Below are 16,893 nucleotides of genomic sequence, written 5' to 3'. Positions count from 1 at the left end.
AAACATCACGCCGCCTTGGCGACGTGATATTCCTTGATCGCGACCATCTTGATCGCCGGGAAGCGTTCGGATTCGTAGCGCAGCGAGAAGCTGTCCTGCGCCAGGAAGACCGGGTCGCCGTCGAGGTCGCGGGCGATGTCGCCGCGCTTGACGTTCAGGAATTTGTCGAGCTCGGCCGGCTGGTCAGACGAGATCCAGCGGCAGACGGAGAAGCGCGACATTTCGAACGAGACCGGCAGCGTGTACTCGGCCGACAGTCGTTCCTTCAGAACATCGAGCTGCAGGGCGCCGACGACGCCAACGATAGCCGGCGAACCATCTTCCGGAGAGAAGAGCTGAACGACGCCCTCTTCGGCCATCTGTTGCAGCGCCTCCTTGAGCTTCTTCGCCTTCATCGCATCCTCAAGCCGCACGCGGCGCAGGATTTCCGGCGAGAAGTTCGGCACGCCCTGGAACACCAGCGCCTCGCCTTCGGTCAGCGTATCGCCGATCCTGAGCGTCCCGTGGTTCGGGATGCCGACGACGTCGCCGGCAAAGGCGGTGTCGGCCAGCTGGCGCTGCGAGGCGAAGAAGAACTGCGGCGCGGTGAGGCCGAGCTGCTTGCCGGTGCGGGCGAGACGCGCCTTCATGCCGCGCTCCAGCTTGCCGGAGCAGATGCGGGCGAAGGCGATGCGGTCGCGGTGGTTGGGGTCCATATTGGCCTGGATCTTGAAGACGAAGGCCGTCATCTTGTCTTCGGCGGCATGCACGGTTCTGATATCGGCGACCTGGTCGCGCGGCGGCGGCGCGAACTCGCCGAGCGCATTGATGAGATCGCGAACGCCGAAATTGCGCAGCGCCGAGCCGAAGAAGACAGGCGTCAGGTGGCCTTCGAGGAAGGCCTTGCGGTCGAATGGACGGCAGGCCTCGATCGCCAGTTCCGTCTCATCGACGAAGGCGGAGCGCTCGTTTTCCGGCAGGCGATCTGCGACGGCCTGCGGGCCGTTGACCGGCGTTCCCTCGACTTCGGTATCGGAGCCGCGAACTGTGTTGTTCGCGAGGTTGTAAGATCCGCAGAAGGTCTTGGAGCGGCCGATTGGCCAGGTGACCGGGGCGGTATCGAGCGCCAGCTTTTCCTCGACCTCATCCAGGATCTCGAAGGGATCGCGGCTTTCGCGGTCCATCTTGTTGATGAAGGTGATGATCGGGATGTCGCGCATGCGGCAGACTTCGAAAAGCTTCAGCGTTCTGGGCTCGATACCCTTGGCGGCGTCGATGACCATGACGGCCGCATCCACCGCCGTCAGCGTACGGTAGGTGTCGTCGGCGAAGTCTTCGTGGCCTGGGGTATCGAGAATGTTGAAGACATTGCCTTCATATTCGAAGGTCATCACCGAGGTGACGACCGAGATACCGCGCTCGCGCTCGATCTTCATCCAGTCCGACCGGGTCTGGATGCGATCCTTCTTCGCCTTGACTTCACCGGCGAGCTGAATGGCGCCGCCGAACAGCAGCAGCTTTTCGGTCAGCGTCGTCTTGCCCGCGTCCGGGTGGGCGATAATAGCGAATGTGCGGCGGCGGGAAACCGCCTCGGCGAGACTTTCGGCCATGCTATGAATCCTGTGGAGTTGCGGCGTATCTAGCGATTTAGGCGCCGCTTTGCAATTGACCTTGGCCTTGCGGGGGCAAAGTAATGGCGCATGACCATTCACACAGATACCCGCCCGACCCTCAATCTCCTGCGCCTGCCCCATGGCGAAGGCATCGAGCTGCCCGCCTATGAAACCAAGGGCGCCGCCGGCATGGACCTGCGCGCCGCCGTAGACGACGGTGCACCGATGGTGCTTGCGCCGGGCAAGCGGGCGCTGGTGCCGACAGGGCTGATCTTCGAGATCCCCGAGGGTTTCGAAGGCCAGATCCGCCCGCGCTCCGGGCTTGCCTTCAAGAACGGCATCACCTGCCTCAACACACCAGGCACGATCGACAGCGATTATCGCGGCGAAGTGAAGGTGCTGCTTATCAATCTCGGCGAAGAACCGTTCGAGATCACCCGCGGCATGCGGATCGCCCAGATGGTGATCGCGCCGGTGACGCAGGCGCGCGTCGCCGAAATCACCGAAGCGAGCACAACGGCGCGCGGCGCCGGCGGCTTCGGCTCCACGGGCGTGTGATGGACAAGGCGACCGATAGCTCCGACCTCACCTTCCGGCAGGACTATTTTGCCGACGACAAGGCTTGGGCGGCGCTGGTGTCGCTTCTCTCCGATACGTTCGGGATCGATCTAGACCCGCTGAAGCGTCTCGGCGGCGCTGACCCCACCAGCATGCCCTTCGGCTGGTTCGACGAGACAGGACTTCTGTCCGCCAATCTCTCGGCCTTCGCCATGCCTATCATCATCAACGGCCGCAAAATAAATGCCGCCGGCCTGCAATCGGGCGCCGTGCGGCCGCCGTGGCGCGGGCGCGGGCTTTATCGTGACGTGACCCACAAGGCGCTCGACTGGTGCGAGGTCCAGGGTTTCGAGGCGATCGTGCTCTATACGGACAAGCCTGATCTCTACACGCCCTATGGCTTCCGCTCGCTGCCGATGCATCTCTATGCCGGCGCGGCGCCGGAGCCCGCGATGAGCGCCCAGCCAGCGCGAATGCTCGACCCGTGGAAGCCCGAGGATCTTGCGCTGCTGCACCCGGCGCTGAAATCCCGTACGCCAGTCTCCGACGCTCTGGCGGTCTGCGAGAGCGCGGCGATGTTCCTGATCAACACGCAGTTCGATCCGGATGTGCGGTTGAGCTGGCTGGAAGACCGGCAGGCGGTGATCGCCTGGAAGGTGGGGGACGACAACACATTCGTGCTGTCGGATGTGATCGCTCCGACCATCCCGCCGCTTGAGGCCATTCTCGGTGGGCTCGGTATCGCGCCGCTTGCGGTCGAGGTTCTGTTTTCGCCGGACAAGCTCGGCTGGCAGGGCGAAGCTCGGGCGCTTGACGGCGGCACTGAGTTCATGATCCGGACCGATCTCGACATCAGCCTCGACCGGCCGGCGATGCTTTCGCCGATGGCGGATTTCTAGGCTTTCAGCTCAGCGGCGGCAGGCGGCGCTTTACCGGCGAGGCCTTCACCATCGACGTGCTGGTCTCGGCCTTCTCCGCGACCTTGTCCAAAATCGTGTCCAGCTGCGCCATGGAGCGGACGACGAGGCGGGCGACGAAGCAATCATCGCCGGTGACCTTGTCGCATTCGACGAATTCCGGCGTCTCCTGGATGATCCGCTCCACCACATGCAGCTGCCCCGGCAGCGGCCGGACGCGGACGATCGCCTGCAGGGGATAGCCGAGGGCCGTGGGATCGATATCGACGGTGAAGGCGGAAATGACGCCGCGCTCCTCCAGCCGGCGCAGGCGCTCGCCGGCGCTGGGCGAAGAGAGGCCGGCTGCCTGCGCAAGCTCCTTCAGCGACATCCGCGCATCGGCGGCCAGCGCCTCAAGAATGCGGCGGTCGATATCGTCGATATCATTGTTAGGCTGGACGCTCATTTCGCCTCACGATGAAAGGTGAAAGCTGCCGTTTGACGCTTCAAGATTATATAAATGGTGTCGCGACCGCAATATTCTCATTCTCAACAATGGGAGACTGCGATGCAACAGGATATCCGCAGCGGCAGCGTGCAGATGACGGCGGCGATGCTGATTTCGGGGACGATCGGCTGGTTTGTCGTGATGTCGGGCCAACCGGTCAGTGGCGTCGTCTTCTGGCGCTGCCTGTTCGGGGCGATCAGTCTGCTCGTCGTCTGCGCGGCGATGGGACTGCTGAAGCCCGGGACGATCGGGCTGCGCGCCGTCGCGATCGCTGTCTTCGGCGGCGTTGCGATCGTGCTCAACTGGCTGCTGCTCTTCGGCGCCTATGGGCATACGTCGATCTCGGTCGCGACCACCGTCTACAACACGCAGCCCTTCATGCTGCTCGGGCTCGGCGCCCTGTTTCTCGGCGACCGGATCACGGCGGCGAAGCTGTTCTGGCTGGTGCTGGCATTCGCAGGCATGATCGGGATCGTCGAGGGCAAGCCGCAGGTGGCAGGCGCGGGCGGTGACTATGCCACCGGCATCGCCATGGCGCTGGGCGCCGCCTTCTTCTATGCGCTGGCGGCGCTGGCCGCGAAATGGCTGAAGGGCACGCCGCCGCATCTGATCGCGCTGATCCAGGTCGCCACAGGCGTCGTGATGCTGGCGCCGATGACGGACTTCTCCGCCCTGCCCCATGACAGCGAGACATGGTCACTGCTGGTGACGCTGGGCGTGGTGCATACGGGGCTGATGTATGTGCTGCTTTATGGCGCGATCCAGAAGCTGCCGATCCACCTGACCGGCGCGCTGTCCTTCCTCTACCCGATCGCGGCGATCGTGGTCGACCGGGTCGCCTTCGGCCATGCGCTGCAGCCGCTGCAAATCGCCGGCGCCGCCATCATTCTTTTGGCGGCGGCGGGCATGAACCTTGGCTGGACGCCCGCGCGGCTGAAGAGTGCGCTGCGGGGCGTCCGGGCCTGAGCGATCGGCCTGACGGCTGCGATTATTTCGCCTGGCGGGTGATCTCGAAGAGGAACCAGTGGCGGCGCTCTGCTTCGTCGATCCAGTTTTCGAGAAGGCTGGTCGTGGCGACGTCGTTGTGTTCGGAGCAGACATCGTGGGTCTCGCGCATCAGCGAGATCAGCTGGCGGTTATCATCGCGCAGTTCGGCCAGCATGTCCTCCGGCGTCACGTAGTCGGCGTCGTTGTCGGCGAGGCGCTGCAGCCGGCCGATATGGCCGATCGAGCGCAGCGTCGTGCCGCCGATCTTGCGGGCGCGTTCGGCCATCTCGTCGGTGATGGCGAAGATCTGTTCGGCATGCTCATCCAGCAGCAGATGATAATCGCGGAAATGCGGGCCGGACATGTGCCAGTGGAAATTCTTGGTCTTCAGATAGAGCGCGAAGGTATCGGCCAGAAGCGCTGCCAGCGCGCCGGAAATATCCTGGATGGCGTTGCTCTTCAGATCGGTCGGGGTTGCGAGGGCCGCGGTCTTGCGCTTTTCGACGGGTGTCGACATGAAATTTTCTCCTTCGCCAGATCGGCGTGATACGGGTGCCGGAACGGGTTGCGTCCCCCATGTGGCCGACAATTCCGGCTCCGGCTACGGCGAGACATCCGCCACCAACCGAGAATTAGAACCGCGACCCGAGGCGTCAATAGCAGACGCCCGTGACAGAATGCCCGCGCCGGAAATCCGCTCCGTTGAGGCTACCCAACGGCCTGTTGAAACGGTCCCGCAAGAGGCGTAGAACACAGCCGATTGGGAGGCTCACATGTCGTTCACCGCACTCTTTGCCTATGCCGCGGCGCTGTTCATCGCCGCCGCCATTCCCGGCCCCGGCATTACAGCCATCGTCGCCCGCGCGCTGGGCTCGAACTTCCGCGAGACCTTCTTCATGGGCCTTGGGCTGGTGCTCGGCGACATGACCTATCTCACCGCCGTGATCCTCGGCCTTGCCTTCGTGGCGCAGACCTTCACCGAGGTGTTCATCGTCATCAAGATCCTCGGCGCGCTGTACCTCGGCTATATCGCCTACAAGCTATGGACCGCGGGCCTGCTGCCGCAGGACATCGCTGCGAAGAAATCCAGCAGTATCGGCATGAGCTTTCTCTCTGGCCTGCTGGTCACGCTCGGCAACCCGAAGACGATGCTGTTTTACGTGGCGCTGGTGCCGACGCTGATCAGCATCGACAGCGTCGGGATGCGCGAATACGGCCTGCTGCTTTTGACCACCTTCGTCGTGCTCTTGGTGGTGCTGATACCCTATATGCTGCTGGCGTCGCGAGCGCGCACGTTGCTCAAACAACCACGTGCGCTGCAGGCGCTGAACCGGGTGGCGGCGAGCATTCTGGCAGGCACCGCCGCCTTCATCGCCACTCGCGCGGCCTGAAAAAATCATCCGCTAAACCGTGGTTCGAAAAGGCTTTTTTCTCTGAACCACAGGGTTGGCGGGTGAAGCTACTCTGGCCGACCACCGGCTTAGACCCTATTCTCACTCTATATTTCATCAAGGGAGCCTTATCATGTCGAAGAAACCGGGCCGCGGCCGCATCTACTCCTCGATCACGGAAACGATCGGCGATACCCCGATCGTTCGACTGGACAAGCTCGCCAAGGAAAAGGGCGTGAAGGCCAACCTTCTGGCCAAGCTCGAATTCTTCAACCCGATCGCCTCGGTCAAGGACCGCATCGGCGTGGCGATGATCGAATCCTTGGAAGCGCAGGGCAAGATTTCGCCCGGCAAGACGACGCTGGTCGAGCCGACCTCCGGCAACACCGGCATCGCGCTCGCCTTCGCCGCCGCCGCCAAGGGCTACAAGCTGATCCTCACCATGCCCGAGACCATGTCGGTCGAGCGCCGCAAGATGCTGGCGCTGCTCGGCGCCGAGCTGGTGCTGACCGAGGGCCCGAAGGGCATGAAGGGCGCGATCGCCAAGGCCGAGGAACTGGCCGCGACGCTGCCCGACGCGATCATTCCGCAGCAGTTCGAAAACCCCGCCAACCCCGAGATTCATCGCAAGACGACGGCCGAAGAAATCTGGAACGACACGGATGGGACGGTCGATATCCTGGTGTCGGGCATCGGCACCGGCGGCACGATTACCGGCGCCGGCCAGGTGCTGAAGTCGAAGAAGCCGGAGATCAAGGTGATCGCCGTCGAGCCCGAGGAATCCCCGGTTCTTTCCGGTGGCCAGCCGGGTCCGCACAAGATTCAGGGCATCGGCGCCGGCTTCGCGCCCGCCATCCTCGACACCCACATCTATGACGAGGTCGTCACCATCAACAGCGCGACCGCGCTCGAAACCGCCCGCCACGTCGCCCGCCTCGAAGGCGTGCCCGTCGGCATCTCTTCGGGTGCAGCGCTGGCCGCCGCGATCAAGATCGGCTCCCGCGAGGAAAACGCCGGTAAGAACATCGTTGTGATCATCCCGTCGTTCGCCGAACGCTACCTCTCGACGGCGCTGTTCGAAGGCCTCGGCGGCTGAGGATTAGGCTGAAGCGTGTCGCGGTTCCCAGCATCCGCACTTCACGCTTTACTTCGTTATCAAAAGGGCGCTTCGGCGCCCTTTCCACTGTCTGCAATCCCGCACCAAGCTCTTACCGTAAGCAAGTCACCCCATGCTGCTGATCGTCGGAACCATCCGCCTCCCCCACGAAAACCTCGCGCTCGCACGCCCCGTGATGCAGCGCATGGTGGAGATGAGCCGCGCCGAAGACGGCTGCCTGGATTATTCCTACGCCGAGGACGTGCTCGAGCCCGGCCTCATTCACGTTACAGAACGCTGGCGCGACCAAGCCTCGCTCGATCGCCACTTTCAAACCGCGCACCTGAGCGACTGGCGCGCCGCATGGCCAGCACTCCGCATTCATGACCGCAAGCTCCAGAGCTACGAGGTCGGCGCGCCGCGCGAGACCTGATGCACCGGACTCTTCTCGGCCAAGCCAGCGTCGGCCCGCCGACGGCCCATCCGCTTTCGCTAGCCCCTCCCCTTCACGCCACCGCCGTCAGCCGCTCGCCCGCCATGCGGTAGGAGATAGCCTCGGCCAAGTGGATGCGGCCGACCATCTCCTGGCCGTCGAGGTCGGCGAGCGTACGGGCGACCTTGAGGACGCGGTGGTAGCCACGGGCGGAGAACTTCATCTTTTCGGCGGCGTCGCGCAAAAGCTGCAGGCCGGATGCATCGGGGGCCGCGTAGGTCTCGATCATCGCGGTGGAGCAGCGGGCGTTGGTGCCGGTCTCGCCGAGGCCGGCGGCGCGGAAGCGGTCTCGCTGCAGATCACGGGCGCGGGCGACACGGCGGGCGACGTCGGCGCTCTTTTCGGCCGGCGCCGGGCGGATCAGATCGAAGGCGGAGACTGCGGGGACGTCGATCCTGATATCGATGCGGTCCATCAACGGGCCAGAGATGCGGGCCTGGTAATCAGCCATGCAGCGCGGGCCACGGGCGCAGCTATGACCGGGCTCACCCGCCATGCCGCAGCGGCAGGGGTTCATGGCCGCCACCAGCTGGATGGTGGCGGGATAGCTGACGCGGTGATTGGCCCGCGCAATGATGCATTCGCCGGTTTCCAGCGGCTGGCGCAGCGCATCCAGCGCCTGCGGCGAAAATTCCGGAAATTCGTCCAAGAAGAGCACGCCGTGATGGGCAAGCGACGCCTCGCCTGGACGAGCCCGGAAACCGCCGCCGACAAGGGCCGCCATGGTGGCGGAGTGATGCGGGGTGCGAAACGGCCGGCGGTCGGAAAGCTTGCCGCCGGAGAGCTGGCCGGCGATCGAATGGATCATCGAGACCTCGAGCAGCTCGGCGGCCGAAAGCGGCGGCAGGATCGACGGGAGACGAGCGGCGAGCATCGACTTGCCGGAACCGGGAGGTCCGACCATCAACAGATTGTGCCCGCCGGCGGCCGCCACCTCCAGCGCCCGCTTGGCGCTCTCCTGGCCCTTGATGTCGGCGAGGTCGGGAAGATTGGCGGCGGTGGCGCGGATCGACGGCTCGGGACGCGAGAGCACCTGGGTGCCGCGGAAATGGTTGGCGAGGGCGATCAGGCTGCGGGGCGCCAGGATATCGAGCTCGGCGCCGGCCCAGGCAGCCTCGGGGCCGCTTTCGGCCGGGCAGATCAGGCCTTTGCCCATGGCATTGGCGCCGATTGCGGCCGGCAGCGCGCCGGTGACGGCAGCGATCGTGCCGTCGAGATTGAGCTCGCCGATGACGACATAGCCCGAGAGCGCATCACCAGGAATGGCGCCGAGGGCGGCCATCAGGCCGAGCGCGATCGGCAAGTCGAAATGACTGCCTTCCTTGGGGAGATCGGCGGGGGCGAGGTTGACGGTGATGCGCTTGGCGGGGAGCGCCAGGCCGGAGGCGTGGAGTGCCGCATGCACCCGCTCGCGACTTTCGGCCACCGCCTTGTCGGGCAGGCCGACGATCTGGGTGATCAGCTTGCCGGGCGCGACCATGACCTGAACCTCGACCGGAACCCCTTCTATGCCCTGGAATGCAACCGTGCTGACGCGCGCCACCATGCCCAACCCCTTGGCCCAGATCCCCTATGGTGCAACCCCTTGCACCTGAAACCGCGACCCATCATGGTCGCGGATTGCAATCTGACATAGAAATTGGAATGAAACAAGAACAATAAATGAACAATTGCGCGCCATTGATGTGGGGCGGTTGTGGTGGGTTGTATGGGTGGAACAAAGGTGGGGAGGGCTTGCGCGGCACTTGCTGCAGGCGGCGTGCAAGCTATCCACTCAGGTCGAGCAAGTTGGATGCTCAGCAGATGCTCGGCACAAGGCCGAGCATGACGGTAGAGCGTGGGGCGGCCGCGCTTACAGCAGGCGCCATTGCTGGCGCCAGACGTCGCCGCCCGCCCCATAGCCCACCTTACGCGCGCTTGCGCTCGATCGCATCCCACAAGAGGCTGGCGATATCGGCGCCGCCGAATTTCTTGACTTCGCGGATGCCGGTCGGTGACGTGACGTTGATCTCGGTCATGTAGTCGCCGATGACGTCGATGCCGACCAGCAGGAAGCCTCGCTCGCGAAGCGCGGGGCCGATGCGGGCGCAGATTTCCTTTTCGCGGGCAGTGAGCTCGGTCGCCTCGGCGCGGCCACCGACGTGCATGTTGGAGCGGCTGTCGTGCTCGGCCGGAACGCGGTTGATGGCGCCGACGGGTTCGCCGTCGACGAGGATGATGCGCTTGTCGCCCTTGCGCACGTCAGGCAGATATTGCTGGGCGATGTAGGGCTCGCGGAAGAGCTGGCCGAACATTTCGAGCAGTGAGGAGAGGTTGCGGTCGTCCTTGGTCGAATGGAAGACGCCGGCGCCGCCATTGCCGTAGAGCGGCTTCAGGATGATGTCGCCCATTTCGTCGCGGAAGCGGCGGATTTCGGCGGGATCCTTGGTGATCAGCGTCCGCGGCATCAGGTCGGAGAATTCGGTGACGAAGATCTTCTCCGGCGAATTACGCACCCAGGCCGGGTCGTTGACGACCAGCGTCTTCGGGTGGATGCGCTCCAAGAGATGCGTCGAGGTGATGTAGGACATGTCGAAGGGCGGGTCCTGGCGGAGCAGGATCACATCCATGGTCGACAGGTCGACGCGCTCGGGCGCGCCGAGATCGAAATGGTCGCCCTTGATGTCGCGCAGCGTCATCGGCTCGACGGAAGCGTAGAGCTTGCCGTCGAGGAAGCTCAGGCGGTCGGGCGTATAGTGGAAGAGCTTGTAGCCGCGGGTCTGCGCCTCGAGGCTCATGGCGAAGGTGGAGTCGCCCGCGATATTGATGGAGGCGACATGGTCCATCTGGACCGCTACGTTCTTGATCTTGGCCATTTCTGTCCCTTAGCGATTGCCGGACAGATGTAGGCCGCAGAGGGCGCGAACGCAACGGTCAATGGACGGCTTTTGTGCGGTGCGCCGGCGCAATTGGCCGGCGTTCCCTTCAGGCTTCAACTCTAGCCGTGTTTCAGGCCGCGATGCCCTGTTGACCGCTGCCGCGCAGCAGGTTGCGCAGGCGATAGGCGAGCGCCACGGGCTTGGGGAATGGCTTGCGCAGGAAGGCGACCTTGCGGACGTAATTGTCGACCCGCCAGCTGGCCCAGGTGCCGCCGGCGAAGAAGGCGACGTCGCCGGCGCGCAGCATGCGCTCGGTGCCGTCGTCGGCGGTGATGTGAACCTCGCCCTCGAGGATCATCACCGTCTCGTCCCAGCCGAAGAACCAGCGGAACTCTCCCGCCGTGCAGTCCCATATCGCCGTCAGCGCGGCATCGTCGTGGCCGCGCGAGTGCTCGCCGGTGCGCGCCTGCGGATCGCCGGCGACAATCCAGTCCGGATTGATCGGCGTCGGTTTCATGGCGATGAGATCGCTCGAATGCGCGACGAAGGACTTGCCGCGCGGCAATGCCACGATGTCGGGCATGGAGCGGGCGGCCAAGGCCATCGCGCTCGCGAACATAAGATGCAGTGATGCCACCAGAACCCCCTGAGTATAGGCTATCCCCTAGTGTGGGGGATATCAGAGAGTCCTCACGGAGCCGTTCAAACATTCGCTAAAGTTGTAACGAGTGTCGCGATAATGCAACGCCCGCCTAACGCGGGCGCTATCGTCAAGCGGGCTGGGCAGCCATGGCGGGCTTAGATGCGCCATCGGTGTCGGCGGCGACGATGCGCTTGCCTGTGTCGGCCGCAAAGAAATGCAGCTTTTCGGGCGCGATGGTCAGGCGCAGTTCGGCGGGAATGTCGATATCGGGCGCCAGCACTGCGGTGATCGGCTGATCGCCGAGCAGGCCGTGGACCAGCCGCTGGGCGCCGAGTTCCTCGACATATTCGACACTGACTGGCATGGCGTGCTGGTCGGGTCCGGCAAGGCAGAGATCCTCGGCGCGGATGCCGACGGTGACGGCGCCCGAGGTCGGAGCGCAGCCGGAAAGGTCGATCAGGCTCGGCCCGAGCGCCAGCTTGTCGCCGTGCAGCTCGCCCTTCAGGAGGTTCATGGCCGGAGAGCCGATGAAGGAGGCGACGAAGGTGGAGGCCGGGCGGTGGTAGACATCGAGCGGCGAACCGACCTGCTCGATCTTGCCGCCGTTCAAGACGACCAGACGGTCGGCCAGCGTCATCGCTTCCAGCTGGTCGTGGGTGACGTAGATGGAGGTGGTGCCGAGACGGCGCTGCAGGCGCTTGATCTCGCCGCGCATGGACACGCGCAACTTGGCATCGAGGTTGGACAGCGGCTCGTCGAAGAGGAAGACGGCCGGCTTGCGGACGATGGCGCGGCCCATGGCGACGCGCTGGCGCTGGCCGCCGGAGAGCGCCTTCGGCTTGCGCTCGAGATACTGGTTGATCTCCAGCATGCGGGCGGCCTCGGCCACGCGCGCATCGATCTCGGCCTTCGGCGTCTTGCGGTTCTTCAGGCCGTATTCCAGGTTCTGGCGCACGCTCATATGCGGATAGAGCGCGTAGTTCTGGAAGACCATGGCGATGTCGCGATCGGCGGGCTCGACATTGTTGACGACCCGCGCGCCGATCTTCACCTCGCCTTCGGAGATGGTCTCGAGGCCTGCGATCATGCGCAGCAGGGTGGACTTGCCGCAGCCGGAGGGACCGACGAGCACGATGAACTCGCCATCGGCAATCTTGAGTTCGATGCCGGAAACGGCGCGAACGCCGCCGTGATAGATCTTGCCGACATTATCGACGTCGATGGAGGCCATTGTTACTTCTCCGTCTCAACCAGGCCTTTGACGAAAAGGCGCTGCATGAAAATGATGACCAGAACCGGCGGCAGGGCCGCGAGGATGACGCCTGCCATCACAAGGTTCCATTGTGTATCGCCATCCAGCACCGCGGCCAGGCGCTTGATGCCCATGACGACGGTGTAGTAGCCGGGTTCGGTGGTGATCAGCATCGGCCAGAGATACTGGTTCCAGCCGTAGATGAACATGATGATGAAAAGTGCCGCGATATTGGTGCGCGACAGCGGCAGCAGGATATCCCAGAAGAACTTCATCGGGCCGGCGCCATCGACGCGCGCCGCTTCCATCATCTCTTCGGGAACCGTCAGGAAGAACTGCCGGAACAGGAAGGTGGCGGTCGCCGACGCGATGACGGGAATGACGAGGCCGGCATAGGAGTTCAGCATGCCGAGATCGGCAACGACCTTGTAGGTCGGCAGGATGCGCACCTCGATGGGGAGCATCAGCGTCATGAAGATGATCCAGAAGGCGACCGTGCGGAAGGGAAAGCGGAAATAGACGATGGCGAAGGCCGAGATGATCGAAATGGCGATCTTGCCGATCGCGACCAGGATGGCCATCGCCAGGCTGTTGCCGAGCATCAGGAGGAACGGCGGTGCGCCGGCGTTGGATGCGCCGGTCCCGAGCAGCACGCCGTAGTTCTCCAGCATCTGGTGGCCCGGCGTCATCGGCACCACGCCGGTCAAGAAGTCCGAGGGACCGCGCGTCGAGGCGATGAAGGCGAGGTAGACGGGGAACACCACCATGCCGATGCCGATGATCAGCACGAAGTGGGTGAGGAAATTGAGGAAGGGACGGTTCTCGACCATGGCTGGCTCTCGCTTCAATACTGCACTTTGCGCTCGATCCAGCGGAACTGGACGACGGTCAGGACGACCACGATCAGCATCAGCACGACCGACTGCGCGGCCGACGGGCCGAGATTGAGACCGACGAAACCATCGGCATAGACCTTGTAGACAAGGATGTTGGTCGATTGCGACGGACCGCCCGAGGTGGCCGCGTCGATGATCGGGAAGGTGTCGAACATCGCGTAGGTGATGTTGATGACAGCCAGGAAGAAGGTGGTCGGCGACAGCAGCGGGAAGACCACGGTCCAGAAGCGCTTGATGGGTCCGGCGCCATCGATCGCGGCGGCTTCGGTCAGCGAATGCGGGACCGACTGCAGGCCGGCGACGAAGAACAGGAAGTTGTAGGAGATCTGCTTCCAGGCGGCGGCGATGATGATCAGGATCATCGCATTGTTCGGGTTCAGGCGATGGTTCCAGCTGTAGCCGAAATGTTCCAGCACATAGGGAATGATACCAACGCTGGGGTTGAACATGAACCACCAGAGCAGGCCGGATGCGGCCGGCGCAACGGCATAGGGCCAGACCAGAAGCGTCGTATAGAAGCGCTGCGAGCGGATCACGCGGTTGACGCAGATCGCGAAGAGCAGCGACAGCCCCATCGACAGCACGGTGACACCGATCGAGAAGACGAAGGTGACGGTCAGCGAATTCAGATAATCCGGATCTTGCAGCAAGCGCGTGTAGTTCGCCAAACCGACGAAGGTGTCCTTCAGACCGAAGGGATCCTGGCGCAGGAAGGACTGCCATACGGCCTGAACCGCCGGCCACACGAAGAAGACGATCGTGATGAGCAACTGCGGTGCGATCAGGAGATAAGGCAGGAGACGGCTTTGGAAGACGGTGCGTTTGGTTTGCATGCATGACCCCTCAAGGAAAATGCCCTCCCCGGACGGGCCGGAGAGGGCTGACGGAGGGAGCGACCCTTAGTTGGAATTCGCTGCTTCGAATTCGCGCAGCTTGGCATTGCCCTGCTTTGCGGCTTCGTCGAGCGCTTCCTGACCGGTCTTCTTGCCGTTGAGAACGGCTTCGAACTGCTGGTCGATGACGTCGCGGATCTGCGTCAGGTTGCCGAAGCGAACGCCCTTGGAGTTTTCCGACGGCGTGCCGCGCATGATCTGCTTGATGGCGATGTCAGAACCGGCGTTCTTTTCGTAGTAGCCCTGCTTCTGACCAAGCTCGTAAGCAGCGTTGGTGATCGGCAGGTAGCCGGTGAACTGGTGCCAATCGGCCTGAACTTCAGGCTGCGACAGGTAGGTGAAGAACTTGGCGGCGCCCTTGTAGACAGCCTTGTCCTTCTGACCGTTCAGAACCCACAGCGTTGCGCCGCCGATGATCGAGTTCTTCGGATCCTGGGTGACGGTGTCGTCGTAAGGCATCGGCGCGAAGCCGACCTTGAAGTCCTTGGCGTTGTTGATGACGCCGGCGCGCGAAGCAGACGAGTTCATGTAGGCTGCGCACTGCTGCGAGTAGAAGAGCGGAGCAGCGTCGGCACCGGCGCTCGGGCCGCCGTACTTGTAGACGCCTTCATCCTGCCAGGTCTTCAGGTGATCCCAGAACTTGGCCTGGTTCGGGCCGTTGAAGGTGAACTCGGCGTTCATGCCGCCGAAGCCGTTCTGCTGGGTGCCGTAAGGCAGGTTCTGGATGGCGGAGTAGTTTTCCAGGCCAACCCAGGTCGCGCCGTAGGACATGGTGAAGCCGCACTTGGCAGCGCCGGAAGAGACGATCTTCTTGCTCATTTCGGCAAGCTCGGCCCAGGTCTTCGGAGCGACTTCAGGATCGAGGCCGGCCTTCTTGAAGACGTCCTTGTTGTAGTAGAGGATCGGGGTCGACGAGTTGAACGGCATCGACAGGATGTTGCCCTCAGCGTCGGAATAGTAGCCGACGACAGGCGCCAGGAACTTCGACGGATCCCAAGGCTCACCCTCGTCCTTCATCAGCTGGTAGACCGGGTAGACGGCGCCCTTGGCGGCCATCATCGTGCCGGTRCCGACTTCGAAAACCTGAACGATGGCGGGCTGCTGGCCGGCGCGGAAGGCGGCGATAGCGGCCGTCAGCGTCTCGGGATAGGTGCCCTTGTAAACCGGAACGATCTTGTATTCGCTCTGGCTGTCGTTGAACTTCTGGGCAACTTCCTCGAGCTTCTTGCCGAGCTCGCCACCCATGGCGTGCCACCAGGTCACTTCGGTTGCAGCAAAGGACGCGGAAGCGGACAAAGCAACCGCAGCAGCGGCCAATGAAATCGACTTAAACATGAAAAACCCTCTCCACCGTTGTTGGCGTGAGGACGCAATAGAGGCCTATTGTGACACCTCCTTAACAGTTTTGTGACGGGCCGATTACAAATTCCGAAGAATTTACTCAGCTAACGAAAGCGATCAGAACGCATCGCGCAAATGGACCGGCCATCGCCCGGGCAAGATGGCGACGATGTCGTAGCGTTGAGACAGGCGGGCATGGTCGCGCTGGCGGGAGAGCCAGAGATCGCTGGCACCACGGATGCGGGTCTGCGCGAGATGCGAGACGGCATCGACGGCCGCGCCCTCGTCGCGACGCGCCTTCACCTCGACGAACACAGCCAGATCGCCCTTGCGGGCGATGATGTCGATCTCGCCGAGGCGCGTGCGGTAGCGCAACGCGACAATGCGGTAGCCTTTGAGAATGAGATAGAAAGCGGCGATGTATTCGGAGACATGGCCCCGACGCAGTGCCTTGCGGCGAAGACCCTTTTGATGCGGGTCCGTAGCGTCGTTACCTGACATCGCCCGCCTTTCGGTCGAGAAGGCGCTGATAGAGTTCCTTGCGGGGGAGACCGGTGATGCGGGCGGCCTCGGCGGCGGCCTTGGCGGTCGGAAGCGTTTGCGAGAGATCGGCGAGGATGGCGTCGATATCCGTCTCTTCGATCGCGCGTTCCGGCGCCGGGCCGATGACGAGGACGATCTCGCCTTTGACATTATCGACATCCGCATAGTGAGCGGCGAGCTCGGCGAGCGTGCCCCGGCGGAATTCCTCGTAGCTCTTTGTCAGCTCGCGGCAGACGGATGCCGGGCGATCGCCGCCGAGAACGTCCGCTGCGGCAATGAGCGTGGCGCCGATGCGGTGCGGGGATTCGAAGAACATCAGTGTCGCCGGCGTGGCGGCGAACTCGGACAGGCGGTCGCGGCGGGCCTTGTCCTTGGTGGGCAAGAAACCGGCAAAGAGGAAGGCATCGTTCGGAAGGCCGGAGCCGACAAGGGCTGCCAGCGGCGCCGATGCGCCAGGGATCGGGATCACCCGATAGCCGGCTTCGATCGCCGATTGCGCGAGGCGGTAGCCGGGGTCTGAGACCAGCGGGGTGCCGGCATCGGAGACCAGCGCCACGGATTTGCCCGCTTCGAGCGCGGCAAGCAGCCGGGGCCCGGCTTCGTCGGCATTGTGCTCGTGATAGGCGTAGGGGCGGTTCTGGATGCCGTAGCGATCGAGCAGCACGCGGGTGACGCGGGTGTCCTCGCAGGCGAGCACATCGGCACCGGCGAGCGTTTCCAGCGCGCGCAGCGTTATGTCGCCGAGATTGCCGATCGGCGTCGCGACGAGATAAAGGCCGGGCTCCTGCGGGCGGGCGGGAACGGCCATGTTGTGCAGGCGGAAGCTGCGCTGCCTGCCGCCCTCTGTCGTCGTCTCGTCATTGCTCAAGATATGTGTGCCCTTTCTGGCTTCCGGCCTTTATGGGCGACACCTTTCTCTTCGGCAAGGGGCAGGACTTCGCCGGTA

The 16,893-nt window shown here is 63.7% G+C and carries 18 protein-coding genes; 6 read left to right on the top strand and 12 right to left on the bottom strand.

Annotated elements, in window-relative coordinates:
* Nucleotides 1-5: 5 nt before the first annotated feature.
* The gene (locus AC1DOG_RS14580; protein WP_477928942.1) at nucleotides 6-1,589 is read right to left on the bottom strand and encodes a peptide chain release factor 3; all 1,584 of its coding nucleotides are present in this window, start codon (nucleotides 1,587-1,589) and stop codon (nucleotides 6-8) included.
* Between the two features lie 90 nt (nucleotides 1,590-1,679).
* Between AC1DOG_RS14580 and dut the strand changes: the two genes are divergently transcribed.
* A complete protein-coding gene (gene dut / locus AC1DOG_RS14575; RefSeq protein ID WP_289728509.1) occupies nucleotides 1,680-2,150 on the top strand; it encodes a dUTP diphosphatase in 471 nt (156 codons plus the stop codon).
* Nucleotides 2,150-3,049, top strand: coding sequence for a GNAT family N-acetyltransferase (locus tag AC1DOG_RS14570; RefSeq protein ID WP_477928940.1), 900 nt, complete (start codon nucleotides 2,150-2,152; stop codon nucleotides 3,047-3,049). Before dut ends, AC1DOG_RS14570 begins: the two co-directional genes overlap by 1 nt.
* 4 nt (nucleotides 3,050-3,053) lie before the next feature.
* Here the strand turns inward: AC1DOG_RS14570 and AC1DOG_RS14565 are convergent, their stop codons facing one another.
* Nucleotides 3,054-3,512, bottom strand: coding sequence for an Lrp/AsnC family transcriptional regulator (locus AC1DOG_RS14565; RefSeq protein ID WP_477928938.1), 459 nt, complete (start codon nucleotides 3,510-3,512; stop codon nucleotides 3,054-3,056).
* 102 nt (nucleotides 3,513-3,614) lie between these two features.
* Between AC1DOG_RS14565 and AC1DOG_RS14560 the strand changes: the two genes are divergently transcribed.
* Entirely contained in the window at nucleotides 3,615-4,520 is a 906-nt protein-coding gene (locus AC1DOG_RS14560) for a DMT family transporter (RefSeq protein ID WP_477928936.1), read from the top strand.
* A 22-nt stretch (nucleotides 4,521-4,542) separates the two neighbouring features.
* Here AC1DOG_RS14560 and AC1DOG_RS14555 read toward each other — a convergent pair whose 3' ends face one another.
* Nucleotides 4,543-5,058, bottom strand: a complete 516-nt coding sequence (locus AC1DOG_RS14555) for a Dps family protein (protein ID WP_018902719.1) — start codon at nucleotides 5,056-5,058, stop codon at nucleotides 4,543-4,545.
* A 256-nt stretch (nucleotides 5,059-5,314) separates the two neighbouring features.
* Here AC1DOG_RS14555 and AC1DOG_RS14550 point away from each other — a divergent pair, with 256 nt between their 5' ends.
* The 3 genes from AC1DOG_RS14550 (at nucleotide 5,315) to AC1DOG_RS14540 (ending at nucleotide 7,461) form a co-directional block, all read left to right on the top strand.
* Nucleotides 5,315-5,932: a LysE family translocator gene (locus AC1DOG_RS14550; RefSeq protein WP_477928933.1), complete on the top strand. Its 618-nt coding sequence runs from the start codon at nucleotides 5,315-5,317 to the stop codon at nucleotides 5,930-5,932.
* A 133-nt stretch (nucleotides 5,933-6,065) separates the two neighbouring features.
* Entirely contained in the window at nucleotides 6,066-7,028 is a 963-nt protein-coding gene (gene cysK / locus AC1DOG_RS14545; RefSeq protein ID WP_018902717.1) for a cysteine synthase A, read from the top strand.
* 133 nt (nucleotides 7,029-7,161) lie between these two features.
* On the top strand, nucleotides 7,162-7,461 hold the full coding sequence (locus AC1DOG_RS14540; RefSeq protein WP_477928931.1) for a putative quinol monooxygenase: 300 nt from the start codon (nucleotides 7,162-7,164) through the stop codon (nucleotides 7,459-7,461).
* A gap of 73 nt (nucleotides 7,462-7,534) precedes the next feature.
* Here the strand turns inward: AC1DOG_RS14540 and AC1DOG_RS14535 are convergent, their stop codons facing one another.
* The 9 genes from AC1DOG_RS14535 to rsmI form a co-directional block, all read right to left on the bottom strand.
* Nucleotides 7,535-9,067 carry a YifB family Mg chelatase-like AAA ATPase gene (locus AC1DOG_RS14535; protein ID WP_477928929.1) on the bottom strand — a complete coding sequence of 511 codons (1,533 nt, stop codon included), beginning with the start codon at nucleotides 9,065-9,067 and terminating at the stop codon, nucleotides 7,535-7,537.
* A 361-nt stretch (nucleotides 9,068-9,428) separates the two neighbouring features.
* Nucleotides 9,429-10,376: a glutathione synthase gene (gshB, locus tag AC1DOG_RS14530; RefSeq protein WP_018899338.1), complete on the bottom strand. Its 948-nt coding sequence runs from the start codon at nucleotides 10,374-10,376 to the stop codon at nucleotides 9,429-9,431.
* Between the two features lie 133 nt (nucleotides 10,377-10,509).
* The gene (locus AC1DOG_RS14525) at nucleotides 10,510-10,998 is read right to left on the bottom strand and encodes a cupin domain-containing protein (protein ID WP_477928978.1); all 489 of its coding nucleotides are present in this window, start codon (nucleotides 10,996-10,998) and stop codon (nucleotides 10,510-10,512) included.
* Nucleotides 10,999-11,149: 151 nt separating this feature from the next.
* Nucleotides 11,150-12,253 carry a sn-glycerol-3-phosphate import ATP-binding protein UgpC gene (locus AC1DOG_RS14520; protein WP_477928927.1) on the bottom strand — a complete coding sequence of 368 codons (1,104 nt, stop codon included), beginning with the start codon at nucleotides 12,251-12,253 and terminating at the stop codon, nucleotides 11,150-11,152.
* A 2-nt stretch (nucleotides 12,254-12,255) separates the two neighbouring features.
* Entirely contained in the window at nucleotides 12,256-13,104 is an 849-nt protein-coding gene (gene ugpE, locus AC1DOG_RS14515; protein ID WP_477928925.1) for a sn-glycerol-3-phosphate ABC transporter permease UgpE, read from the bottom strand.
* A gap of 14 nt (nucleotides 13,105-13,118) precedes the next feature.
* Nucleotides 13,119-14,003, bottom strand: coding sequence for a sn-glycerol-3-phosphate ABC transporter permease UgpA (gene ugpA / locus AC1DOG_RS14510; protein WP_112981617.1), 885 nt, complete (start codon nucleotides 14,001-14,003; stop codon nucleotides 13,119-13,121).
* 66 nt (nucleotides 14,004-14,069) lie between these two features.
* Nucleotides 14,070-15,398 carry a sn-glycerol-3-phosphate ABC transporter substrate-binding protein UgpB gene (gene ugpB, locus AC1DOG_RS14505; RefSeq protein ID WP_113198748.1) on the bottom strand — a complete coding sequence of 443 codons (1,329 nt, stop codon included), beginning with the start codon at nucleotides 15,396-15,398 and terminating at the stop codon, nucleotides 14,070-14,072.
* 123 nt (nucleotides 15,399-15,521) lie between these two features.
* A complete protein-coding gene (locus AC1DOG_RS14500; protein ID WP_477928922.1) occupies nucleotides 15,522-15,905 on the bottom strand; it encodes a YraN family protein in 384 nt (127 codons plus the stop codon).
* The gene (rsmI, locus tag AC1DOG_RS14495; protein ID WP_051110797.1) at nucleotides 15,895-16,755 is read right to left on the bottom strand and encodes a 16S rRNA (cytidine(1402)-2'-O)-methyltransferase; all 861 of its coding nucleotides are present in this window, start codon (nucleotides 16,753-16,755) and stop codon (nucleotides 15,895-15,897) included. The genes AC1DOG_RS14500 and rsmI overlap by 11 nt, the downstream gene beginning before the upstream one ends.
* Nucleotides 16,756-16,893 lie beyond the last annotated feature (138 nt).

The organism is Rhizobium sp. 01N48 (genome assembly GCF_056399145.1).
This window is presented reverse-complemented; position numbering and strand designations above follow the sequence as displayed.